This is a genomic window from Rhizobium sp. 007, from assembly GCF_015353075.1.
GTDB lineage: Bacteria > Pseudomonadota > Alphaproteobacteria > Rhizobiales > Rhizobiaceae > Rhizobium.
The window spans coordinates 1-22,469 of sequence record NZ_CP064191.1; the positions used below are offsets into that span (position 1 = coordinate 1).

Genomic DNA, 22,469 nt, shown 5'->3' on the forward strand with positions numbered 1-22,469 from the left:
ACTAGAGAATCGCATTTCCCCGAATCCCAGTCAAGAGTCTTTGGCACCGTATTTTGGGTGAGCGGATTTCTTTTGCCTCTTAGAAGGTGAAGAAAAATGCAAAGTGATGTGACGACGCCCTTTGGGCGCCGGCCGATAACGCTTGCTCTGGTGAAACGACAGATCGCCACAAAAGAGATCAAGCCGGGCAAGTCGGCAGATAAATGGAAGATCTTCCGCGACGCTTCAGAAGCGCGCGAACTGCTCGGCCTCCAGGATCGCAGCTTGGCGATCCTGGACGCGCTTTTGAGCTTCTATCCCGAAAATGAGCTGCGTCAGGACGCTCAGCTTGTCGTGTTTCCATCGAACGCTCAGCTGACACTCCGTGCACACGGTATTGCCGGCGCCACACTTCGCCGACATCTGGCACTTCTCGTCGACGCCGGATTGATCGTGCGAAAGGATAGCGCCAATGGCAAACGGTACGCCCGAAAGGACAAGGCAGGGACGATCGAAAGCGCGTTCGGATTTGATCTCTCACCTCTGCTCATGCGCGCTGAGGAACTTGCGGGCATCGCGCAACAGGTAGCCGCGAATCGAATAGCCTTAAAAAGGGCAAAGGAAAGCCTCACGATATGCCGCCGCGACGTCCGTAAGCTCATTACGGCCGCGGTCGAAGAGGGCGCCGACGGGGATTGGGAGAAAATCGAGACCGTGTTCGTCGAATTGATCCGCCGCTTGCCACGCTCCCCGAGCCTCCCTGACCTGGCCGGTTTGCTGGACGAAATGAAAATACTGCAGGAAGAAATCCTCAACATGCTGGATTTTCATGGAAAAACAGAAAATTATAGCGCCAATGATGCCCATAATGAGCATCACAAACAGAATTCAAATACCGAATCTATAAATGAACTTGAACCTAGCTCTGGAGTAGAGCGGGGGGTGAGGGCGAACCAAAGCCCTGACCCGAAGAGCGAGCCGATGAAGGCATTTCCGCTGGGAATGGTGTTGAGGGCATGCCCCGAAATCACAGCATACGGGCCCGGCGGCGCGATTTGTAGCTGGCGAGATCTGATGGCGTCGGCGGTCACCGTGCGATCGATGCTGGGTGTCAGCGCATCAGCCTATCAGGAGGCTTGTGAGACAATGGGACCGGAAAATGCGGCCGCCACTATCGCCTGCATTCTTGAACGGGCAGGGCATATCAACTCGGCTGGCGGCTATCTTCGCGATCTTACGGCGAGAGCGCGGCAAGGTGAATTCTCGCTTGGTCCGGTTCTCATGGCGCTGCTAAGAGCGCACGGAGGCGTTGCCGGGAAGACCGGATGAGTCGATAAAACCCTGACAGCTGTCAGGGTTTTTCGTAGCGTGATTTTGGCTTCCTGACGTCGGCGCTGCCAAGCAGGTTTCGAGCACTGAAAAACGGACGGAGCACCCTTCGCTGTGGTGTTTTAGAGAGTTGGGGGTGAACAGGGCCGGCTCAGCGGAAAGAAGGCCGATTAACGCCTTTTCCTACCACGGAATTCTCTCGAGGATGCCTTCTTCTTTCCTATCATCTTCGATCGTCGGCCAGGCACCAGGTTTTTCGATCCGTCCGGTGTCAAGCGCACCTTGATCACGCGATCTGAACCTCGCTGGCAGGCTCCGACTTCATTCGATCTTCGAAGGCTTTGTCTGAGGGGCTCTGGCGCTTTTATGCCATTGGCCGAGTTTCCGACCATCGCCTAAGACGTCAGCAGGAATGGCTTCCCGCACTGTTTCGTCAGTTTGCTCGCAAATTCCAGTGGCGCTGTGGTAGAGGCTGTCATCCGAGAGAAATCGACGCCCGTCCGCCTGAATTCACTCTGTATCGGCCTATCGACTTCCTGAACCAGGTCTTCTTCTGTAATGGGCCTTCCCGAGTTCATCAGTTGTGAGCTTAATCCCTCGCCGAGGGCTTCCTTCTATCCGCAGTAGGCTCTGGGCCGGTGCTCTATGGGGTCTGTTGAGGACCGGCTGGCAAATCTAGGACGCGCAGTCACCTTAGTGCTGCTCCAAGACTTTCGGCGTAACCCATCCATCGTCCCGGCGAAGGACCTTGCTCCCGGGGGGTGATGGCAGTGCCCGCCCGAAACTTGTGTTGATGTCTCCTTCCGGCTCAGGCGGCCATTGCTGGCGTCGCTGTCGGACAGGCGGCTCGGAGCGGCAATTGGATGCCGTTTTAATGCGGCGCCGGGGAGGGAGTTCTTGGCGACTCGCTCGGAGCTCTTCATCGAAAAGATTCTTCACGCGCAGATCGTGGGAGATCGCCCACCAAGCTAATTTGGAGGCTCGCGCTAGGTCTGCCTATTTCGACTGAGAAGTGCGGCACGGATCTGCTGCGGCGCTGCGCAACAAGTCGGTCTTCGGTCGAAAGTGGTTCCACGGGCTTGCCATCGATGTCATGGCGCATCGAGCCAGGTTGGGCGCTCGCGAAATAGTACCGTTTTGAGTGGACAAAGGAGCCAACGGCTCGGCGCAATGCCGTCGCTTTGACATCAGGCTTTGGCAGCGCGCGGATATCGTTGAAGAGGCCGAGCGCGAAGGGACGGATCGGATCGCCTGGCTTATTGGGGAGAATGCCGATCGGACGGATCAGCAGTATGCTGATCGCCTCTGCCTTTTGAACATCGAACTCTGTTGCTGCGATTGGTCCGTGGCTGGCGGTCCAGGGTTTGTCCATGAGCTCCTACCTTGCGCTTCCTTTCACTACGGATCGATTGTGAAGAGAGGTTGACAGAAGCGCTACCCTGTCTTTGATACAGCGGCGACGGAGCATCGCAAGCAATCTGGCGACAGGATACGGACGTTCTTTCCGCTCTTTGCTTTCGAGGCAACAGCGCTATTTCAGTTCCCTTGCAACGTCGGAGGAGCAAACCGTGAAGGCGACGCGAGAGAAACAAATCCGAAATCGGGCCTATGAAATCTGGGAGCAGGAGGGCCGTCCGCACGGCGAGGACCTCAAACATTGGCTGAAAGCTTTCGAGGAGATTGGAAGCGAGGCCCAATCTACCGCGAAGCAATCAGGAGAACGATCCGAGGCTGACAAGCGAGCGAAGACGGTCGCTAAGGTGAGAAAGCCGGCAAGCCTTGACGAAAAGCGATCGAAAGACAAGCTCATTCCTGGGGCCGAATCTAATGCCGCGAATGCAACGGTGACCCAAGTGCCTCCAAAATCCAAAGAGCGGAAGGCCGTGGATGCTGCTTTATCAGAAAAGCGCGGGGAGACGCCCAAGAGTAAGCTAAAGCGCGCCTCCAAGAGCATCGAAAAAGCCATGAGTGAAAAGCAACTCGAAGAGTTCGCATCGACCAAAACAAAAGGTAAACCTCAACATGTTGCTAAGTAAAGCAACGGATTCGGCCGCCCCGTAACCAGGCTCTCATGGGCGAACGAGCCCGAAGCGGCGCGCTTCGTCCAACAGCGCCCTGACTGAAGACGGCTGCCATTTCCGGCCACCACGCGGCGGCCGCTCATGCATTTGGTCCAATTGGGCAGCAATGTCGCGCAGCGATAGATCAGGATCGGCGATCGCGATCGCGGCGACCAGCTTCATCAGATTGTCCTCCGGCGGTCGGCGAGGAGAGCGGCCGAGCAGTTCTGGCTCGGCGAGTTTCTCGCGTACCATCCGATGGATTGCCCGGCGCAAGCGTTCGACCGTCCAGTCGTGACCTTTGCGATTGAGTATCCGCACGACATTATCCCAACTGTGTTGCGGTCGCAGCTGGCGTACCGTCGGCAGCCATGTCTGCGCCGATGAGATTAACTCATCAAGATAAGCCCGATTGCGGGCGGCCGAGACAGCGCGGAGCGCCTCCGGTCGGCGCTCGCGAAGTCCGGGATTACCAGCGAGCCGGCCCCGCGCCTTAGCTGCCGTCATGCCGGCTTTGGTACGCTCCGCGATCAGCGCACGCTCGAGCTGGGCTACGGCACCTAGCACCTGGAGAGAAAACATGCCTTGCGGCGTCGAGGTATCGATTGGATCGCGAAGGGATCGGAAGTGAACGCCCTTCTCCTCGAGGTCTTCGATGACGGCAAGCAAGTGGCTAACGGAGCGTGCCAGCCGGTCCAGACGGACGACGACGAGCACGTCGCCCGCGATAAGTTCCCTCATAAGCTTGGTCAGGATCGGCCTGGACCGGGATGCGCCGGATCCGTGCTCCTGATGGATGCGGTAGCAACCAGCCGCTCGCAACTCGTCGACCTGGGCGTCGTTGAACTGCTCGTCCGTCGACACACGCGCATATCCGATGAGCCTTTGCGGCGGAGGACGGGGATCGGGGATTTCACGTCTCGCCATGAAATTTCGCGACCCTTTCAGAAGTCGTTTTGTACAAATAATGAATGCGTGAGAAAACGTTCCTTTGCAAGCGTGTTTTAGGTGTCGAATAGCGGCCCGCCAGACGCGAAATACGCCCGCGGACGAGCAACGGAGCGTGCGCATAGGCAAACGCGCGTCAGCGGGCTTGCCTGGCGGAAATGCTGGAAACCCAGCGGGTCTGGAGGAGGCGAGGGGAGCGGGCCGCACTTACGCGGGGACAACTGGCGCGGTGAGAGGACGATGGCAAGCCTGGAAGGGCTGTCGTGGCGCTTCAAAGACCAGGCGTTTAAATTCGAACAACCTGGCCGGCATCCGCTGAAAAGCCCGGAAACCACGCGTTTCCGGGCTTTTAGGGGGACCGACATCACTGATTTGCGACTCGAGATCAATCACTTCCGATAAACGCTACTTATCGATGGTCAAACATCGTTCCCACAAAAGTGGCCTATGACGGACGCCAACTGTCGACTGGTGTCCGTTTGGCAAATCATTTACCATGATTTCAATGTCTTATGATCTCGCCAGATTGCCCATCTCAAGCCTGCTGCGGCCGATTTCGGAAGCGGGGTCGGCGTTGACCCGTCTCGACGAACGCATTGCGCGTTCGCCGCTCAGTGAGGGGTTTATCGAGCGCTCGCACTTCACCGACGCCTGTGCCTCGCTGTGGATCGACGGCGAGCTCGTCCATCTTGAAGACCTCGTTCTCCATGATGCGACAAAGGATATTCGTACACCGACCCACGAACTGACCATCGCCCGCGATGTTCTGAAAACCCGTCGGCGCATTGCCGCGCAGCCGCCCGGCTGGGCGCTCTCCGCCGATGGCACCCGCAGCCTAAGGGGCCAGGCGGGGACGGTGGCGTTGGGCGGCTTTGCGGGCGCGAGCGAGACCGCGCCGGCTATCGACGGGGACGTCCGAGGAGGGGAGGGGGACGAGGTCGAAGATAGTGTAAGCACGCTCGACGCCGAATTCGCCGCCATCGATGCGGTGCTGGCTCGCTCCGACGCCGCGATCGAGCAGGCAAAACTGCCCGGCCGCGCCGGTGCCTCGGAAAAGGATCCGCTGGTTTACGATCTTGACTGGGACGAGGACGAGCGGCTGGAGGAATGGCGGGGCGTGCTGCGGCAGGCCCAGGACCTGCCTGCAGTGCTGCAGGCAATCGTCGCCCTCGATGCCTGGAACGAGATCGCGGTGCTTCAGCATGCGCCCTGGCTCGGCCGGCTGCTGTCCGCTTCACTCCTGCGCCAGGCCGGCATCACCACCGGCGCGCATCTCGCGGCGATCAATCTCGGCCTGAAAACTGTCCCCGTCGATCGCCGCCGGCATCGCGACCGGGAGGCCCGGCTGCTGGCCATTCTCGGCGGCATCATCGCCGCCGCAGAGCTCGGCCTGAAGGAACATGACCGTTTGCTGCTTGCGCGCAAAATGATGGACCGGCGGCTGATCGGGAGGCGCACCTCGTCAAAACTGCCCGAGCTGATCGAACTGGTGATCTCGCGGCCGCTGGTGTCGGCAGGTATGATCGCGAAGGAACTTTCCGTCACGCCGCGGGCGGCGCTGCGGATCGTCGAGGAGCTGGGCTTGCGCGAGATGACGGGGAGGGGGAGGTTTCGGGCGTGGGGATTGCTATAGTGCTCGAATTGAAACGGGGGAGCTCGCGTGACCGTCTACTTCGTAACTGAACTCGATAACAGTTTGGCTGGGCGGCTCTACATTAAGATAGGACGATCAAAGGCGCTGACCCGCAGAATCTCGAATTTGCAGACGGGCAACCGGCGAACGATCGCGCTGATGGGGGAGATCAGAACTTCTTCAGTCGAAGAGGACAAAGAAATCGAGCAGGACCTCCACCGCGTCTTTCGAAACAAATTGGACGTCCGCGAGTGGTTTTCTCTCACGCCAGATGATGTCATCGACAGTTTGAAACGGTATTCCAGCAGAGCCTATATTGCCGTCGGACAGGACGCTTTCGAGATTGTCCCTTACGATCGTGATGCTGTTCCTGAATTTGCAAGTCCTTGGTTATGGGGCGAGACTGATCTCTACGAATTTTGCCCAAAGTGCGGTTGGGCATGTGGGTGGACCTATAGCGAGAATTTTGGTGGCGATCTGTGCCTGGAATGCGGCGCTTCAGAAAGCGACTACGACGCTCCAGACCCAGATTGAACGTTCGGCTACCTAGCGAGTGACAGTTATGAAACGAGTGAAAAGAGATCCAGCCAAATTCGACGCCATTGAATTGTACACGGCGGTTGGGCGTGATCGCGGGTACAAGCTCAACGTTGAAGGCGATATGGACAATTTCCTCGACGCCGTGAAAGGCTCGCTCCAGGCATCGCAAACAAATCCGCTTCTGCTTCATGGAAAGCGGGCAGAGGCGCTCTTCGCTCATGTTGCTGGTGCTTTGGGCTACTGCAAGCTCATAAAACAGGAGGACGCCGGCGCTATATTCGCGGCGGCAGGAAATCTTATCGCTCCAGATTACAGGATTGTGCTGAACGACGGGTCAGCATTGCTGGTCGAGGTAAGGAACTTCTACCTCAAATCGTTCGACAAAGAATTTACGCTGCCTGCGAAGACGATGGCCGGTCTTGAGCAATATGCTGAACTCAATGGTCTTCCACTCAAGATCGCGATCTATTTTTCCAACGCAAATGCCTGGGTCTTGCTGTCGAAGAGCGCGTTCAAAAGGGTCGGAAAGCATTTTACGATTTCTTTTGTCCAAGCAATGGCCCTCAATGAGATGGCCATACTCGGAGATCGCACCATCGCCACGCTACCGAGATTGTCCCTTGAATTCCGGACGACGCCAGACCTGGCGATGGAGCCGGACGAAAACTCCGAGGTCGTCTTGACCAACAAGTCGATGAAGTTCGAGTGTGGGGACACCGAGATTGTTGGGGATGATGCTAGAGAGATTGCTTTTTATCTCATGAGATATGGGCGGTGGCCATGCGGTGAGCCGACGGCTTCATTTCAGGGGAAAAAGGTCATCGCCCTCCAGTTCTTGTTTGAACCCGAGCAGGTGCATGAGGGTCAGGGATGCGAAACAATCGGCGGTCTAAGCCAAATGGTCAGCAGTGCATACAGGGAGCTGACAGTTGACGACACGGGTGTTGTAGCGCTGGATATCCGACATGACCCGGAAGTATTCACGCTCCGAATTCCGGAAGGCTTCAAGAACGAGACCCTGCCGCTTTGGCAATTCATCCTGCAGCCCAATCCTGTGTTCGGCCAAACAGAAATCAAAAAGACAATCGACATGTAGATTGCAAAAGAACGTTGTCTCGTTGTCCTGGGGGACTTAAACCTCTGCCGATCGATGGATATGTTTTCGTAGTGCTTAGGACCGAGGGAAGCTATGTCGGCTGACTTGCATACCCAGCGTGGCAAATGGTCTGAGGCAAATGTGCCGCACAAGGGTTGGAGTTGCGTTGGCGTAGATGATCTCGAGGAACCCTCGCAGGTGTGCGAAATGTGTGAAAGCGTCGATATTCGCTACGTCCACTACATGGAGCACCCGGACTATCCGGAGACACTGGCGGTCGGGTGCGTCTGTGCAGAGCACATGGAAGAAGACTACGCGCGACCGCGAGCCCGAGAGAAGGATCTGAGGCGGCTCGCTGCACGCAGGAAAAACTGGCGTGGAAGGAAGTGGCGGATCTCCCAAGCGGGAAATTCCTATCTCAATTCCGAGGGGTTCAATCTGACGGTTTATCAAGGCACGGAAGGGTATCGCATTGCCGTTTCACGCCGTGGAACCGCGAAGCGTCAATCCGGTCGTAAATGGTATCCCTCGGAGGAAGATGCCAAGATGGCCGCCCTCGGGGCGCTCATTTGGGCGAAAAGTCACCTCTGATCAATTCCCTTCGAGTTCCTGCAGGCCGTTGAAGAGAGGCACCAACCAACAGCTCATCCGAGGTCGATGATGTTCCAGCCTGCAGCAATCAGGCCTTGACGTTGGGCAGCGGTGATCCGTTCCCTATCCATTGCAAGACCAAGGAGATGTCTCGGTCGGCTCGCAGCGACGTAAGCTTTTTTCATGAAAGAGGCTCGAATTGAAATATGCGTTTTAGGGCGTTCAGGATCGAAAATTGGCGCAGGCAACGCGTGGTCGATGATATGCGGCAGCATTTCTTTCAAATCAAAGAGCTTCTGGTATTTCGTTTCCAGAAGGAGGGTTGCGTCGTGAGTCTCGCCCTTCACGCTGTGAAGGGTTGCCAGCTCGATTCTGACGCCGCCTTCTGAGATGAAGGTATTTGCAGGGGCTTGAACTTCCGCAGCTGCAGGCGCCGGCGCAGGATCATAGGCGAGAAAACTGTTCAATCCAGCATTGTTGCCAGGAAGATGGAGGAGCGCACGAAGCGCGTCCACATGATGCGCCCACTCGTCCTCCGCCGGCTCAGCACCGATTAGCCAATCGGCTATCATTTGACGGAGCGGTGCATAGACCTGGGCAGATCGAACATAGTCGGACAGACCTGCTCGGGATGGTGGTTTCTCTTGGCCTGCACGATTTGTGAAGTGGACGCCTGCCAGCCGAAAGGCGGTCACGAGGGCGTCGAAGATGAGCGAGAGGCCTTTACCGCTTGCACCAAGGCAAGTTGCTTGTCTGACCGCTTGGCAGAGCGTGTTGGGCTTTGTGCTTTGGGGTTGCAAGTTACGTTGAAAACTAGGCCAATAGCTTCCAATACTGAGGGGGGCTGCCGCCTCACCGTTGTTCTCGGCGACCCCGGCCACCGCTTTAACGACGAGGCGCCGCTCGACGGGAAGTGCTTGCACCAGTTCGGCAAAGCGACCGAGAACCTGCCCTCGCGTGCCGTCACAAAACAGTATAACCGTGCTGCTCGGATCTTCCTGCTCCAATTCACAGCTGGTAGTCAGAGCAAGTTTTCGGCTGCTCAGCCCTCCCAGCTGGCCAGCAATGGTTGGGCAATACCGATGGCTTTCTGAAATCGGCTGCATATCCGCGGCATTGTAAGAGGTGTTTGGCCGTTCACCGCCGACCCCGTCAAAGATCGATTGATCCGGGTCGCCAAACCTCTGGTAGTGTACCATCGGATGGTCGAATATTGCGCTGATAAGGTCGTCCTGAAACCGCTGCACATCCTGCATTTCGTCGATCAATACGATCGGAAATCGATGTCGCAGAGAATCGACGAGGTGGTGATTGTGGAAGAGCGCTTCCTGTGCGTATGCATACATTTCCGAGTAGAAGAACGCGCCTTCAGCTTGGAGTCGGCTCTTAATCGCTAGCAGATTTGCATAGGACGGAGATGGTGATGGCGCCGGAAATGCCGGAGTTTTAAGCACAAGGTTGTCGTTCTCCCAGCGGTACCGAAGATCTGATAGCGAGGCGTGCTTATTTCCCAAATAGGTCTTTGTGCCAGGCAATGCCATGCGCTCAAGCCGGGCCGTGCAATGATCGTCGTCGATCTGGGTGACGGTCACACCTTTCGACCGGAGGGAGGGCAGGGCGATGTAGGTATTAACGAATTCCTGTATCGTGCCGATGAAGTACGGATAGTTTCGAAGGGCGAAGCCCGACGGATGCCCTGATAGGCATTTCAGGATCTCGTCTCGGGCGACATTGGTGTGGGTCAAAACACAGATACCCTGCCTTGGAGCGGTCCATTTTCGGACCAAGCACAAAAGCTTGAGACCCACCAAAGTTGTCTTTCCGCTCCCCGGGCAGGCCTGGAGATCGTGGTCCCCGCAAAGTGCTTGCCGGCGAGAGGCATCAAGGACCAGAGGAACTGAGCGGTTCCGGTTCAAGACGAGAAGCAGCTCATCGATATCGTTGTCGCCTAGTTCGATCATGACGGATCAAGCCCCAGCCTGTTCATGGGCACCAGTGACATAATCGAGTGAGCGAACCAGGTATGAAGGTAGGGCCGCTCGCAGTTCTTGCCGCATCTGCTCTACAAGCTGGAGGTTCTGCTGGTGACGCGCCTCCGCCTGTTGCTCCGTCTCATCTGCCGGCGCCGCGGTAAGCTGGGGGGTAAAGCGCCGTTCAAGGATGGGCCCCAGCTTATAGGCCGTTTCCGTTTTCGACTTGTCGACTGAGATCCGAGCATACACGGTCAGCGCCCGCTCAGTCGGATCTGCTGGCAGCTGGGCAAATGGTACATCGCCTCCGGGAGCGGCCTCGTAGACTTCTTCAGCAAGTCCGCACATCAGCAGTGAAAACTCGAACGTCCAATGGTTGGAGATTTCGACACGGACATTCTGTCCCTGAAGTTGACGACGGTTTGTCACCCACGTTGCTCTTGCCTCTGGGTTTCCATCGTAATGCGATTCCCAGTAGACCGCGCCCCTTGGCTTGTATGGGATAAAGCCGAGAGGATTTCCTTCAGCAATCTTTGCTCCTTCCGGCCGCAGATCCATATCCCTGACACAAACAACTGGGATCGGGAGCCATTTGTCACGGTGTTGCTCATCAGCCAAATTGAGCCGCTTGAAGATGTTGGCATAGCGGGCGAAGGCAGTGCTGCCTACATTGACGATCGATATGCCATAGTCATCGAGCGGCCTGCCGAGCAGCTTCGCTATCGTTGGCAGCAAGATGTTTTCACCATCGCCTTCGACAATAATAACCCCTTTGGCGAAAAACAGGTTTGCCTTCGTGACGTCGAGAAATTTCTCTAGGAAGACATAATCGTCGTCGTCCAGCTCGGTGAGCCCCTTTCGGAGTGGAAAGGCTTTCCCTCCAGACATGATGATCAAGCTCTCGAGGTCGGACTTCGAAGCGAGGTTCGGGCTGTGTGTCGTGAGGATGCTCTGCAGAGCAGGTTTTTCATCGCCGCCAAATCCTTCTCGAATCGCCTTGAGAAACTTCATCTGCAACTGGGGGTGCAGGTGGGCTTCGGGCTCCTCGATGAGCAACATTGGAAAGTCGTCTTGCTCTTCCTCGAGCAGCAGAAGTTCCGTGGCCATAAAGAGGAGATTGCTATATCCCAGTCCCTGCATTCGCTCGTTTTCGTCGATCAGCAGTTGGAGTCTCTCGATAACGGCCCTTAGCATCTGCTTACGCTCAACTGGACCTAATGCGTTGAGATCGATACCGCCGACGATTTCGATGATGGGGCTCAGTGGCGTATTGGCAAAGTCCAAACCTTTGAGCTGTCCTTTAATTCGCGTGAGGCTGTCCGCGATGCCTGGGTTTCCGAGAATCGTGACGTTCGCTTGGATAACCGCGTCGAGAAGATTGTCGACGTGGACAGCATTGCGAAAGCTTTCAGCTGCGTTGAGGACCTGTGCGAGCCGAGAGCCCCGGCCGCCGCTTAGTTCGGCTTCGGCATCACGTAGTGGCTTAAGATAGGTTGCCGAAAGGTACTCGCGCGCCTCGCGTTCTATGGACGGTCCCTCACCTAAGGCGCCGGATCGGATGTCGGAACGAATCTGCCGGGTGCCCCTAACGACTTGCTCGGTCAGCTCTGCAGCGAGGGTCACATAGAGGAATGGCTTACGCTGGCCGTCAAACTCTTCGAATGTCAAATGCTCGAGGAAAGCCGCTGCTTGATGAGTGGAAAGGTCTGAAAATCTAAGCCGGATTGAAAATCGCGTTGTGTCGCGGCGGAAATCGCTTTCGAGAATGCGCAACCACTCTCCTGTCCTTGACGACAAAGTGTATCGTATTGCATCGATAAGTGCGGTTTTGCCGGAATTATTCTCCCCAACAATAATATTCAAAGTCTTATTTAGTTCGACTTCAAGGTTTTCGAAAATGCGGAAATTCTCGACCTTAACCCGTTGCAGATACATGACTTCCCCCAAGAATCGCTTGGTCAGAATTGCAAAGCGTTTGACGGAAGTCTACTGCAGTAATTCTACTTCGGCGGGTATGCACATGGGAGGTGACCAACGAATGGAAGCCATTCTTGCTCGCAAAGGGAGCCACCTACGACGGGAGTTCCACTGCTTTCGCCTCTTACCGATCCGGATTGGTGCTCTTCGCTCATGGCCATCTCTTGCAAATGGCTCGACGTCGGGCGGGTTCATGTAGGCGGCCCGGAAGTTTTCGAGCGTCTCGTCGCTCGGGTTTTCGGCCTGCGGGATCGCACGGATTATCTCGTGCGACGGTGTCGATAATCGTGCGGCGTTGCTCATCTCGTATTCCATCGAGCCGCAGTGGCAGCTCCGCCGCGCCAATCCGGGCGCAAAGGCGATCGGCGGCTACTTGCTGCCCCTCTTGCTTGGCGAGCGCAACCCGGATGAACTCAAGCATGGTGAATGCGATTTCCGTGGCCGCAGGTCGGCGCGCATCTTCTCGACCAGCTCCGGCCACTGCTGCGCATCGCGGAGCTGCTGCGCCCTCAGTTCGCGGTCATAATGCCGATAGCCGCGTTCGCGCTCAAGATGGCTCGTCTTGTAGTCAAGCCCGCCATTGTCGGCTAGCCTGATCAGCTCCTCGCAGCGTTGGCGCCAGTGGTCGGGATCCATGTTGGATCCATAATTGGATCCATAAGCGAAATAAAGCACGCCGCCATTCCTCCGCCTAATGCCGTCAAGGCTTCGTCTTGTAGTCCATCATAAACTCCAAAAAAACAAATTGTTATCGGTCCTATGGAAGAAGTTTACTGTTCGTTATTGAATTTTCGTCCACTTTGAGCCAAACTGCAAGCTGGCATACGAGGGTTTCCATACATGACGACGGCAAAAGCGGATCTCGACTCCGACATTATCAGTCTTGCGCGCCTGGCACTTGCGGGTCGGGCTCAGGATATCCAGATGCTGGTGCAGCGCATCGCGCGCAAGACGCGCGCAGACAAGCCTGAGCTATCCCACTCGCTGACCACTCTTCTTCGAGAGGCTCCTTCGAAGGAGACTCCACTACGCCGGATGGCTGAAGTGCCAATGCCGGTGGATTCCGATTCCCGCCTCCACCTGCTTAAAATCGAGGAAGCGATCGAACTCGACCACCCTCCAGTGCTTGCAACGGAGGTATCGGTGGCGCTTGAGCAACTGATCACTGAGCGTGGCCGTCTCGAAGCCCTAGACGCGGCGGGGCTAGATCCCACGAGAACTGCTCTTTTTGTCGGCCCTCCGGGAGTTGGGAAGACGCTTGCCGCTCGATGGCTCGCAAAGAAGCTCGGCAAGCCCCTTATGATCCTCGACCTTGCTGCGGTTATGAGCAGCTATCTCGGACGCACCGGCGCAAACCTGCGCCAGGTACTCGATTATGCCAAACAGGCGGACTGTGTTCTCTTGCTTGACGAACTCGATGCAATTGCAAAGCGTCGCGACGATCGAGACGAGGTTGGTGAGCTTAAGCGGCTTGTCACCGTGCTCTTGCAACAGATTGATGATTGGCCGGCGACGGGGCTTTTGCTAGCCGCCACCAATCACCCAGATTTGCTCGATCCTGCCGTTTGGCGGCGCTTCGAGATGAAGGTCGAATTTCCAATGCCTGAGCGGCGGGCAATTCATGAACTCGTGAAAGACCTGCTTCAACCTTACAATGACAAGGCTGAACACTGGGCAAAAGTGCTTTCCGTTGCACTTCAAGGCCAATCTTTCAGTGATATCCGGCAATCGGTGGAGCGTGCGCGCCGGGCAGCTGCGATCTCGGGAGAAGCGCTTGAGACACATTTGCAGGCCCTGATTTCACCAGATCATCTTTCGAAATCGGAACGCATCAATCTTGCAACAATGTTGGTTGACGGCGGACTTTCCCAGCGCAGCGTCCAAAAAATGACCGGCGTCGCTCGAGATACCGTGCGCAGCCATTCTCAGGCTGAAGCTACCCCGCGCAAACGAAAGGGCGCTTGATGGCGAAACAGAATTTTCTTCTGGGGAAAGGCGAACGCCTAGTTTCTTCCGTGACCGGCGTCAGAGGTGGCGCCCCCAAACAGCATCCCTACACTTTTTTTGAATCTCGGTCTCGTCTGGCACCGATGTTGACCCGCGCCGTCTCCTTCGTGGACAGTCTTCCGGCTGCAGCATGCCCGGACGATAAAGCCGTTTTGTCGGTTGTCCTCAATCCAGAATATATTGCAAAGTCCTTTTATCCGAAGGAGCTGTTCCAGCAGGTCGGCGTGGAGGCCGTGGGGAGCCGCACGCGATCAATTACTCCGCGAAAGCGATCACTTGGACGCCCTTCAGAAGAGACTTTAACTACAGAAATTTTCGTGATGGGGCCGCGAGCGTCTCTGCGCAATTGGAGCTCAGCCCTTCCTCAGTGGAACAGCTCATCCGCTGCAACAAACGGGATCATATCCATCGAGGAGATCGGTGCTCCTAATGCCGATGACAAGCTGAAGGGGCATCTGCCAGATACGGGCAAGGTGACGTTTGAGGCGGTCCTACACACCGACGAGCTTCTCGGCGAGCAGAAAATCGTTCGTGCGTTTCGGACGTACCTTGCGGAGCTTGGGATCGACGCTCCCATGGATAACCGCTTTTATGCCGGTGGGCTTTGCTTTGTCGAGCTGACCGCGCCAAGTGAACGCGCTGAGGAGATCGCGACCTTTACCGCGGTCCGCGCACTTCGACAGATGCCGACCCTTCGTGTGCTCCGGCCGACAATTCGAGCCGCTGCGACACCCTCGCCTCAGATTCAATATCCTTCGGAAGCAGCATTGGATCCGGGGATCAGGGTCGCCATTTTTGACGGCGGTGTGCCAGACAATCATCCGCTGACAGCCTGGACTACGCCGATCGATACCACGGGCGTGGGTAGCTCGCATGAGGATCTTCGACGTCATGGTGTGCATGTCACATCTGCGTTCCTGTTCGGGCATATCGATCCGACTAAACCGCTATCGAGGCCTTACGCGCCGGTTGAGCACTATCGTGTTCTCGACACCGATCCCAGCCAGGATCCCGAAGGGCTTTACGAGGTGCTCTACCGCATTGATCAGACGCTTCTCAGTCAGCAGTTCGATCTGGTCAACATAAGCCTCGGACCGCATCTTCCTATCGAGGATGACGACGTCCACGCGTGGACTGCGGTGCTCGACGACCGTTTTGCACGAAACGATACTTTGGCAACGATCGCTGTCGGAAATGACGGAGAACGGGACGCGGCGCTTGGTTTCAACAGGATACAAGTGCCTTCTGACTGTGTGAACGCGATGGCCGTTGGTGCCGCAGATAGTCCCGATGCCACTTGGGCACGCGCGGCGTACAGCTCCGTTGGCCCCGGCCGAAGCCCAGGTCTTATCAAGCCTGATCTTGTCGACTTCGGCGGCTCGCTGCAGCGCCCGTTCCTCGTTGCAAGTCTGGACGGAAAACCGCAGCTCGAAGTGACGGGTGGAACGTCCTTTGCATCGCCGAGCCTGTTGCGGGTGGCCGCCGGCGTGAAGGCACACCTGGGCGCCAATGTCGACATGCTCGCAGTAAGGGCATTGCTCGTTCATACGGTCGAAGAGTCATCGATCTCTGCTGAAGAAGTCGGTCGGGGCCGGGTCGCCAGAACAATGGACGATATTCTATTGTGCGGCGACGACACCGTCCGGGTCATCTATCAGGGTACCATTTCTGCCCGCAACTACGTGAGAGCCCCGATCCCCGTTCCCGTCGAGGAAATGGAAGGCAAGGTCCAGATTACGGCGACGATCTGCTACAAGACCCTGACGGATCCCCATCATCCAGGCAACTATACGCGTGCGGGCCTGGAAATCGCGTTTCGGCCCAAGGATACAAAGCGAAAAGAAGACAAGAAACTGCATGCGGATACGCAGAGTTTCTTTGGCAAGGCTCAGAAGGGGCTGACGGAAGGCGATCTTCGGCGTGACGCCTGGAAATGGGAGAATACGCTCCACGCCTCGGTCGGGTTTCTTGGTAAGAGTCTGCGCAACCCAGCGTTCGACATTCACTATAACGCCCGCCTCGAGAGCCGAGATTTCGAACCGGAAGACGAATTGCGTTACGCGCTCGTTATCAGCGTCAAGGCAAAGCGCGTTGCGGATCTCTACGATCAGATTGTTCGTCGGTATCAGACGCAACTCGAGCCCCTGCGTCCGATTATTGAGATTCCGATCCGCCGGTAACATCGCTTAATCGCACCAGCGGATTCTTCCGTTCCGAATAAAAAAATGGGAGCGGCAACCGACTTGGCGCCAAACGGAAGGGTGGAGCGTGCCTGTGCCATCCTTCTCCACTTTTGCGCGCCAGACGGCTTTCTCGTCAGGAACTAGGTTCATTTCTAGAACCGCGCCGCAGCCACAGGGACATACCATCGTTGCCTGCCAGGGGTCTCCATCCTCATTCAGGATGTAGAGGGTCTTCGGTGCTACGAACCGCGGCATGCTCCCCTCGCGTATTACGCCGCGATAAGGGCGGCGCAACAGGTGACGAAACATTCCGGTAAGATAATGACCAGTATCCGAGAGCCAGGTCACGAGCGTGGCTCCGAAAGTTCTGGCAAGCCAAGAAGCGGCGAAATCTTGCCGTGGCCGGTCCACGGATGAAGAAGCACACAATTCTCCTGCTCCTCGTCCGCAGTCAAACGCAGCTGACCCAGACTGAATTCCACGGAGGCAACATCACTGTTCGGCATCTGGCGATAGGGGTGGATCCTTGCGAGGAAATCATTCACCGCTAAGGCTGCCGCGAACATGTTGATGCTGATCACCGCAGGCCGGCTGACGGTCAAGCCGCGGAAGTACTTGTCGCGCACCTGCTGTGCCTCTGCTTCCGGATCGGAGTTTGCAAGTCCTTCCTGCGCGACTGTTCGCAGCGAGATGACGTCACGAGAGATCAGGCTCGAACGCCCGGGAACGATGTAGTGGATCGTGCCCAAAATGTCCTGAATTCGTCCCGCCGCATTGCCGTCGCCGGTGGCATCGAGCATGACGCCGACGTCAAAATAAGGGATGATGTGATAGGTCGATACCAAGTTCATCGCAAAGCGCCCGGTATGCGTATCGACGCAGCCGAATATCACGTCGCACACAGAGAGCGCATCTATCGCCGCTGGCGACATCAGGGTTGACGGCACCTTGATGATCCGGGTCGGGAGCTCCGTTGCGATCGCCGCTGCTTCAGCGACGTCCACCTTGAGCCTACCCATGCGGGCATCGGCGACTGTGCTGTTCAGGATCCGGTTCAGATTGCGATCCTCGACGATATCAGGGTCTATGATGACGATTTCAGCAAAGCCAAGGCGAATGAGCTGTTCTAGCAAAGGGCTACCAGTTCCAGAAATGCCGACGATGCCTGCGCGCAGCCTTGCAAGCGTTGCTGTTGTGCCCTCGCCAAACGCCTGGTCCTGAGATCGGCCGAACGACGAAGAGCGATCGTGAGCAGTTGCGGGGAAGAGCCGAATGTCCGGTCCAGCAACGCTGATCATGTCGATCGACCGCATTTCGTCGCCCTGCCAGAGATAGCGGCCAAAGAGCCGACCACATGGCTGCATTACAATGCTACCATGTGGAATATCAGCGCCGATCCAGGAACGGACGACAGGGAGAAGCTCGTGATCTCCGATATCGTCAACCTCCGAGAATTGGGGGAAGTTGCCAGGGTGGCAATGAACCTTCACTACGCTAAGTCCGAGGTCCTCTGCATGATCGAGATGAGGAACGATCAGGTCGGTTGGCCAGGAAATGCGGTCATCAAGCCTTTTGCACTTGTCATGATCGAGCAAGATCACATCCCGAATGGAAAGGCGGTAGCGGTCTGAATGATTGCTTCCTCCGCAGAGCAAGAGGGCGGCGGCCTCGAGGCCATCACCAGGGAAGAGATGGCCTTGCAGCAAAGCATGCTGATCGACCGACATGCTGAGGGTCACGTTCATCGCGAGGCCTCCTGTTCGAAGATCTCCTCGATGAGGAAGAGGTGGGTTTCGAGGCAGTCAACGCCGGGCACCCACAGGTTTGCACCAGAGCGATGACGCGACCAGCGCTGAAAGATCCTGCCCTCGATCGGCTGCTCGACCTGCGTCTGCGGAATTTCGCGGCCATCGACTCGGGCAAGCTTCGGGTAGACGTAGAGCATGTCGAGCGGAGTCATGGGGTAGCCCTGTTCGATGCGGATCGCGAGCGACACGCTCTTGTGGTTGAAGCACGAGGGGACCGGGAAATCATGGAGAATTGCCCAGGTCGAGCCATCCCTGACGATATCGAAACGATGGCCATAAGCCTCCAGGAAAGCCATATCGGCGTCCAGGAGCGGCGCATCGCGCCGCCCCTGAACTTCACCGTCGGTCTGTTCCTTGCGGATCGCACGGAACTTTTCAGTGCCCGGATGACGAAGGTCGATCTTCTGGTCGAGATCAACCTTCTGCGGCTTGTGGCCGGCGAGCTTTACGCGGAGCGTATAGTTTTCCGGCGGCGTCAGGCCGGCGAGGACCAGGACCTCGCGGCCGGTGATGTACGGCTTGTCCCAGACGAACGACTTGTCGTTGATCTTAAAGCGGTAAGCCTTCGCCAGAGGAGGGCGCTTGCCTTCCTTCGCGTAAGCTTCCAGTTCGGCGATCTCGTCAAGGACTTCTTCGATGGGGGAGGCCGCGCCTTCATTTCCAATGCTGTTCATTTCTAACCTCGTGGGTTTGGTTGTGCTGACCAATCCACCGCGGCTGGTCAGTGGCTGCATCATCTGCGAAGCGTGCTAAGTATGTCAAGCAAAAAAATAGCATGCTTGAGAAAATTAGCACGCGACACGCATGCTTGACTTATCAAGCAGGCGGGGTAAAATGCTTTGCGCCGCGAAATCCATGGGCAGCGCTGGCGCCACAAGCGCTGCCATTGAAAGAGGAGAGTCGTGAAAGTCACCCTTGGAGAATATCTCGGGTCAATCCGCACAGATAGAAAGCTTACTCTTCGCGGAGTCGAAGAGGCGACAAACAAAGAAGTCTCAAATGCTTATCTAAGTCAGATTGAGAACGGAAAAATTCAGAAGCCGTCCCCAAACATACTTTATGCCCTCGCGAACCTTTATGGCGTGGACTACGACAAACTGATGGAGTTGGCAGGTTACATTACGACGACGCGTACCGATGTTGAGCGCCATGGGAGGGCGGCGACTTTCGCTGAATTACACTTAACGCAAGCCGAGGAATCCGAACTGCTCAAGTACCTTGGTTATTTGCGTTCGAAGAAGGATTGATCAATTGAAGCTTGACGACAGTTCGCTCACTCCGAGCGAGTATGCAGCAATCCATCGCGCGGCGACCGATCTGTTGAACAAGGCAAGCGCATGGGACCGGCTACCTACGCCGGTCCCCGATTTGCTAGGCGCCGCGACACTTCGCGTCGCACCGATGAGCGCGTTCGATCCCCGTGCGCTTCTGCGTCATGCTCGCGAGTTTGGCGCGCGCGCCGCAAACCTTGTTAAATCGGCGATCGAAAAGGTGAGGGGGATTTTCGATGTTCACGAAGACCTCATCCATGTCGATACAACGGTCGCAGAATCTAAGCAGAATTTTCTGAAACTTCATGAGGCGGGCCATAAACACATCCCGCACCAGTCTGGGCTATTCAAGTGGATCCAGGATTGCGACAAGTCGCTGTCGCCTGATGTTTCAGATCAGTTCGAACGTGAGGCTAACATCTTCGCTTCGGTTGTCTTGTTTCAAGATGGGCGATTCGCAGAGATGGCAGCCGACAGCGCTTTTAGTATCAAAGTGCCACTGGCCTTGAGCAAAAAATTCGGTGCGTCTGCCTACGCTTCCATGAGGGAGTATGTCAGGCGGAACGATCGGGCCTGCGCGGTGATTGTCCTCAATCCCGTTGAAATATGCCCTGTTCTCGGAATGCGTTCCGAATTGCGTCGCGTCGAGCTTTCGCCGCTTTTCCAGAAGCGTTTTGGTGAGTTGAAATTGCCTGAACATGTTGATCGGTTGAGCCCGCTTGCGGAGTTCATACCACTTGCAGGCCGACGCATGTCGCGCCCTGGAACACTACGACTTGAAGATAAGAACGGCGATGTCGTTGAATTCATCGCCGAGGGATTTGGAACGCCTTTTAATAGTTTCATCCTCATTCACGCGACGGCAGAGTTGAAGAAATCAATCGTTGTGCCTTTTCCCTCCAGTCGGATCGTGCGCATTGTGGGGCAGCAAAAGTTCTGAAGGATCCGCCCCGATCGCGGAGAGCTGGACTTTCTCAAAGCGTTTACTGACCAAACTCGGCAGCCCGAACCAATGAGGCGCCGATCAGTTGAACAGGTTCTATCGTTATGACCTACAGAGTGCCGGAATGGTCGGAAATACGTGCAAAAGGAAAGGCTCTAGCCAGCGAGCATCCGGATGATAAGTTTATGACAACCGTCCTTGAGGGCGCCTTTCTAGTAGGAGAGAGTGAAAATCCGATCCGGGGCAACCTATGTGCGGCAGCCATGCGTGAGCTCACAGGCCATGTGCTTCATTCAATGGCTCCCGATCAACGGGTGACAGCCTGTTGCTGGTACGAGCTCGTCAAAGATACTAAAGGCCCGACGCGCAGGCAGCGGGTTACCTACATTATTCAAGGCGCTTTGCCGGCAGACTTTGTGGAAAAGGTTCTGAAACTAGACCTTAGCAAGATAGCTCGACCACTGCTGGCGACAATCGAAAGGCTCAACCGTTCGACGCATGTGCGAGAAGAAACCATCCTCGACGACGACGAGGAGATACGCGTGCTGGTGGATGACTCCCTTGACGGCCTGCTGGATATCTACGACGCAGCTCGAACTTGCCGAGAAGAAGTGCATCGCTCGTTGAGGACGGAGGTCTTCGACGCTGTTCTGGACACACTACTGTCGGAGACCTTGCAGGATCTCGATGAGCTATCGACACATACCTCCGTTGATGGACATGACATCAACGACTACACGATGACTTTCGTTGATGACGAATTCATAGAACTGGCCGTCGATGGAACTGTTTACGTCGAGCTGCAATACGGCTCCGGATCGGATCTCCGAAATGACATGGGCGTCGTCCTCTCAGACTCGTATCCGTATACCGCAACGATGAATGCACGAGTGATCGAGCCACAGCGCATAATTCGAGAAAGCGTCGTCATCTCCGTCGATAATAGCGCGTTCTATGAATGATCGGTTCCTGCCGCTAGCTACGAAGTCCACGATGAAAATCGCGGTCTCGCCGTGTCTTCTCGGAACTTGTCCCAAACGCCGCGCGGCGTTGCGTGCTATCATGTCCGGAAATCTTTGCGACATGGCCGATGAACGCTAAAGATCCCGACAGCGGAGCTATGGCTGAAACTGGGTGATGACGGTTTGAGAAGGGCGGCGTATCGAGGCGGGTGATGAAGCCTGCCAGAACCTCTCAAGGAGAGCGATACGCCATGAACGAGACTATCAACATTGTTCGCCTTCGTCAGCCCGGTTTTACACGTATCCTGCGCCTACCCGGAGGTGAGTTCAAAAAGCTCGCCCTTAACGTCGAGGGCTATCACTGAGCCATTGAACGTAAGTAGCGTTGGAATGACAATGCCCACGCCTTTTCCCGCGCGCGTCGGCGCAACGACGAGGCTGTGAGGCTGCTCGCTATTAGTCAGGTAATAGTCAGACCAAAAACGAGCACTCGTCTTCCCAAACACTGGACCACTGATGCGATTGTACCGCTGAAGATAACCCGCACGCCGCATTTCATCCACGCGAGCCCAGCGCGCGGTGCCGTGATGTTGCCGATTGCGTCCGGGCATCATCTGCTGCATTAGCAGAATGGTTCCCGACGTTAAGACGACGACAGCCAAACCCCGGTAGAAGAAGAGGGTTGTGTAGCCCAGATAGAAAGGCGTCTCATACCAAAACGCGAGGATGTCAAACGTCATCAAAGCCCTTCCGTCAAAACCGTAACGGAATGTTGAGTACAAGCTCGCCCCACAAAAACCTGCAGCCAGTGAACACACGATGCTCACAGCTATTCTTAAAGGCCTAGTTTCGTTTGAAATCATCAGTCTATCGTATCGTTCGATTGGTAGTAGAATGCCGCGGTCCTCACGGCATAGAACCCGTCATCAGGCGATGTTGCCACTCGTTAGCGGCGGCACCCAGAGAGCGGAAGATCCGGACCTGGCTGAGATACGCAATATCCAGAAATGGACTAAAACGCTACGCCGCGAATTATAATCAAGTTAAAAAGAGTATATTTATTGTTACAGGTTCAATCGGATTAAAACACCTTTGTAACTTACCGAGGTTGCGGGCACTCGTCGTCTCGTTATCGATGACGTGAGTTGATGATCGCCGCGGCGTTGCGAACG

General features: G+C 56.2%; 18 protein-coding genes and 3 pseudogenes. 13 read left to right on the forward strand and 8 right to left on the reverse strand.

The annotated features are described in order from the left end of the window. Positions 1-96: 96 nt before the first annotated feature. The gene (gene repC / locus ISN39_RS33940) at positions 97-1,308 is read left to right on the forward strand and encodes a plasmid replication protein RepC (RefSeq protein WP_194732343.1); all 1,212 of its coding nucleotides are present in this window, start codon (positions 97-99) and stop codon (positions 1,306-1,308) included. Positions 1,309-2,326: 1,018 nt separating this feature from the next. On the opposite strand, the pseudogene ISN39_RS33945 reads toward repC, so the two are convergent. Next, positions 2,327-2,680, reverse strand: a pseudogene (locus ISN39_RS33945) (ProQ/FINO family protein); the annotation flags it as partial. 196 nt (positions 2,681-2,876) lie between these two features. Between ISN39_RS33945 and ISN39_RS37785 the strand changes: the two are divergent. Together ISN39_RS37785 and ISN39_RS33955 are read left to right on the forward strand one after the other, a co-directional pair. Then, positions 2,877-2,978, forward strand: a pseudogene (locus ISN39_RS37785) (DUF2934 domain-containing protein); the annotation flags it as partial. Positions 2,979-3,161: 183 nt separating this feature from the next. Beyond that, positions 3,162-3,344 (forward strand): DUF3008 family protein, encoded by a 183-nt coding sequence (locus tag ISN39_RS33955; protein ID WP_194732611.1) that lies wholly within the window; start codon positions 3,162-3,164, stop codon positions 3,342-3,344. A 33-nt stretch (positions 3,345-3,377) separates the two neighbouring features. On the opposite strand, the gene ISN39_RS33960 is transcribed toward ISN39_RS33955, so the two are convergent. After that, the gene (locus ISN39_RS33960) at positions 3,378-4,295 is read right to left on the reverse strand and encodes a recombinase family protein (RefSeq protein ID WP_194732345.1); all 918 of its coding nucleotides are present in this window, start codon (positions 4,293-4,295) and stop codon (positions 3,378-3,380) included. Positions 4,296-4,556: 261 nt separating this feature from the next. Between ISN39_RS33960 and ISN39_RS33965 the strand changes: the two genes are divergently transcribed. The 5 genes from ISN39_RS33965 to ISN39_RS33985 all read left to right on the forward strand — a co-directional run bounded on the left by ISN39_RS33965 (position 4,557) and on the right by ISN39_RS33985 (position 8,176). Then, the gene (locus ISN39_RS33965) at positions 4,557-4,718 is read left to right on the forward strand and encodes a hypothetical protein (protein WP_194732346.1); all 162 of its coding nucleotides are present in this window, start codon (positions 4,557-4,559) and stop codon (positions 4,716-4,718) included. Between the two features lie 94 nt (positions 4,719-4,812). Further along, positions 4,813-5,949 (forward strand): RHE_PE00001 family protein, encoded by a 1,137-nt coding sequence (locus ISN39_RS33970; RefSeq protein WP_194732347.1) that lies wholly within the window; start codon positions 4,813-4,815, stop codon positions 5,947-5,949. 27 nt (positions 5,950-5,976) lie between these two features. Further along, a complete protein-coding gene (locus ISN39_RS33975; protein WP_194732348.1) occupies positions 5,977-6,483 on the forward strand; it encodes a GIY-YIG nuclease family protein in 507 nt (168 codons plus the stop codon). Positions 6,484-6,511: 28 nt separating this feature from the next. Continuing rightward, positions 6,512-7,585 (forward strand): hypothetical protein, encoded by a 1,074-nt coding sequence (locus ISN39_RS33980; RefSeq protein WP_194732349.1) that lies wholly within the window; start codon positions 6,512-6,514, stop codon positions 7,583-7,585. A gap of 93 nt (positions 7,586-7,678) precedes the next feature. After that, entirely contained in the window at positions 7,679-8,176 is a 498-nt protein-coding gene (locus ISN39_RS33985; RefSeq protein WP_194732350.1) for a hypothetical protein, read from the forward strand. A 53-nt stretch (positions 8,177-8,229) separates the two neighbouring features. Here the strand turns inward: ISN39_RS33985 and ISN39_RS33990 are convergent, their stop codons facing one another. From ISN39_RS33990 to ISN39_RS34000, 3 genes are all read right to left on the reverse strand, one after another. Then, a complete protein-coding gene (locus ISN39_RS33990) occupies positions 8,230-10,137 on the reverse strand; it encodes a UvrD-helicase domain-containing protein (RefSeq protein ID WP_194732351.1) in 1,908 nt (635 codons plus the stop codon). A gap of 6 nt (positions 10,138-10,143) precedes the next feature. After that, positions 10,144-12,081, reverse strand: coding sequence for an AAA family ATPase (locus tag ISN39_RS33995; protein ID WP_194732352.1), 1,938 nt, complete (start codon positions 12,079-12,081; stop codon positions 10,144-10,146). A gap of 411 nt (positions 12,082-12,492) precedes the next feature. Then, positions 12,493-12,759 carry a hypothetical protein gene (locus ISN39_RS34000; protein ID WP_194732353.1) on the reverse strand — a complete coding sequence of 89 codons (267 nt, stop codon included), beginning with the start codon at positions 12,757-12,759 and terminating at the stop codon, positions 12,493-12,495. Between the two features lie 204 nt (positions 12,760-12,963). On the opposite strand from ISN39_RS34000, the gene ISN39_RS34005 reads away from it, so the two are divergent. Together ISN39_RS34005 and ISN39_RS34010 are read left to right on the forward strand one after the other, a co-directional pair. Continuing rightward, on the forward strand, positions 12,964-14,088 hold the full coding sequence (locus ISN39_RS34005; protein ID WP_194732354.1) for an ATP-binding protein: 1,125 nt from the start codon (positions 12,964-12,966) through the stop codon (positions 14,086-14,088). Continuing rightward, positions 14,088-16,310, forward strand: a complete 2,223-nt coding sequence (locus ISN39_RS34010) for a S8 family peptidase (RefSeq protein WP_194732355.1) — start codon at positions 14,088-14,090, stop codon at positions 16,308-16,310. Before ISN39_RS34005 ends, ISN39_RS34010 begins: the two co-directional genes overlap by 1 nt. Positions 16,311-16,657: 347 nt before the next feature. Here the strand turns inward: ISN39_RS34010 and ISN39_RS34015 are convergent, their stop codons facing one another. Together ISN39_RS34015 and ISN39_RS34020 are read right to left on the reverse strand one after the other, a co-directional pair. Then, positions 16,658-18,058 carry a ThiF family adenylyltransferase gene (locus tag ISN39_RS34015; protein WP_194732356.1) on the reverse strand — a complete coding sequence of 467 codons (1,401 nt, stop codon included), beginning with the start codon at positions 18,056-18,058 and terminating at the stop codon, positions 16,658-16,660. Further along, entirely contained in the window at positions 18,055-18,795 is a 741-nt protein-coding gene (locus ISN39_RS34020) for a multiubiquitin domain-containing protein (protein WP_194732357.1), read from the reverse strand. Before ISN39_RS34020 ends, ISN39_RS34015 begins: the two co-directional genes overlap by 4 nt. Positions 18,796-19,023: 228 nt before the next feature. On the opposite strand from ISN39_RS34020, the gene ISN39_RS34025 reads away from it, so the two are divergent. The 3 genes from ISN39_RS34025 to ISN39_RS34035 all read left to right on the forward strand — a co-directional run bounded on the left by ISN39_RS34025 (position 19,024) and on the right by ISN39_RS34035 (position 21,297). Further along, a complete protein-coding gene (locus ISN39_RS34025) occupies positions 19,024-19,368 on the forward strand; it encodes a helix-turn-helix transcriptional regulator (RefSeq protein WP_194732358.1) in 345 nt (114 codons plus the stop codon). A 4-nt stretch (positions 19,369-19,372) separates the two neighbouring features. Next, positions 19,373-20,332: an ImmA/IrrE family metallo-endopeptidase gene (locus ISN39_RS34030; RefSeq protein ID WP_194732359.1), complete on the forward strand. Its 960-nt coding sequence runs from the start codon at positions 19,373-19,375 to the stop codon at positions 20,330-20,332. A 107-nt stretch (positions 20,333-20,439) separates the two neighbouring features. Continuing rightward, complete coding sequence (locus ISN39_RS34035) at positions 20,440-21,297, forward strand: hypothetical protein (protein WP_194732360.1); 858 nt, start codon at positions 20,440-20,442, stop codon at positions 21,295-21,297. Between the two features lie 317 nt (positions 21,298-21,614). Here ISN39_RS34035 and ISN39_RS34040 read toward each other — a convergent pair. Further along, positions 21,615-22,160, reverse strand: a pseudogene (locus ISN39_RS34040) (type IV secretory system conjugative DNA transfer family protein); the annotation flags it as partial. Positions 22,161-22,469: the final 309 nt, after the last annotated feature.

Coding starts and splice junctions, on each gene's coding strand:
- repC (WP_194732343.1), top strand. CDS start 97: ATGCAAAGTGATGTGACGACGCCCTTTGGGCGCCGGCCGATAACGCTT.
- ISN39_RS33960 (WP_194732345.1), bottom strand. CDS start 4,295: ATGGCGAGACGTGAAATCCCCGATCCCCGTCCTCCGCCGCAAAGGCTC.
- ISN39_RS33965 (WP_194732346.1), top strand. CDS start 4,557: ATGGCAAGCCTGGAAGGGCTGTCGTGGCGCTTCAAAGACCAGGCGTTT.
- ISN39_RS33970 (WP_194732347.1), top strand. CDS start 4,813: ATGATTTCAATGTCTTATGATCTCGCCAGATTGCCCATCTCAAGCCTG.
- ISN39_RS33980 (WP_194732349.1), top strand. CDS start 6,512: ATGAAACGAGTGAAAAGAGATCCAGCCAAATTCGACGCCATTGAATTG.
- ISN39_RS33985 (WP_194732350.1), top strand. CDS start 7,679: ATGTCGGCTGACTTGCATACCCAGCGTGGCAAATGGTCTGAGGCAAAT.
- ISN39_RS33990 (WP_194732351.1), bottom strand. CDS start 10,137: ATGATCGAACTAGGCGACAACGATATCGATGAGCTGCTTCTCGTCTTG.
- ISN39_RS33995 (WP_194732352.1), bottom strand. CDS start 12,081: ATGTATCTGCAACGGGTTAAGGTCGAGAATTTCCGCATTTTCGAAAAC.
- ISN39_RS34000 (WP_194732353.1), bottom strand. CDS start 12,759: ATGGATCCCGACCACTGGCGCCAACGCTGCGAGGAGCTGATCAGGCTA.
- ISN39_RS34005 (WP_194732354.1), top strand. CDS start 12,964: ATGACGACGGCAAAAGCGGATCTCGACTCCGACATTATCAGTCTTGCG.
- ISN39_RS34010 (WP_194732355.1), top strand. CDS start 14,088: ATGGCGAAACAGAATTTTCTTCTGGGGAAAGGCGAACGCCTAGTTTCT.
- ISN39_RS34015 (WP_194732356.1), bottom strand. CDS start 18,058: ATGAACGTGACCCTCAGCATGTCGGTCGATCAGCATGCTTTGCTGCAA.
- ISN39_RS34020 (WP_194732357.1), bottom strand. CDS start 18,795: ATGAACAGCATTGGAAATGAAGGCGCGGCCTCCCCCATCGAAGAAGTC.
- ISN39_RS34035 (WP_194732360.1), top strand. CDS start 20,440: ATGACCTACAGAGTGCCGGAATGGTCGGAAATACGTGCAAAAGGAAAG.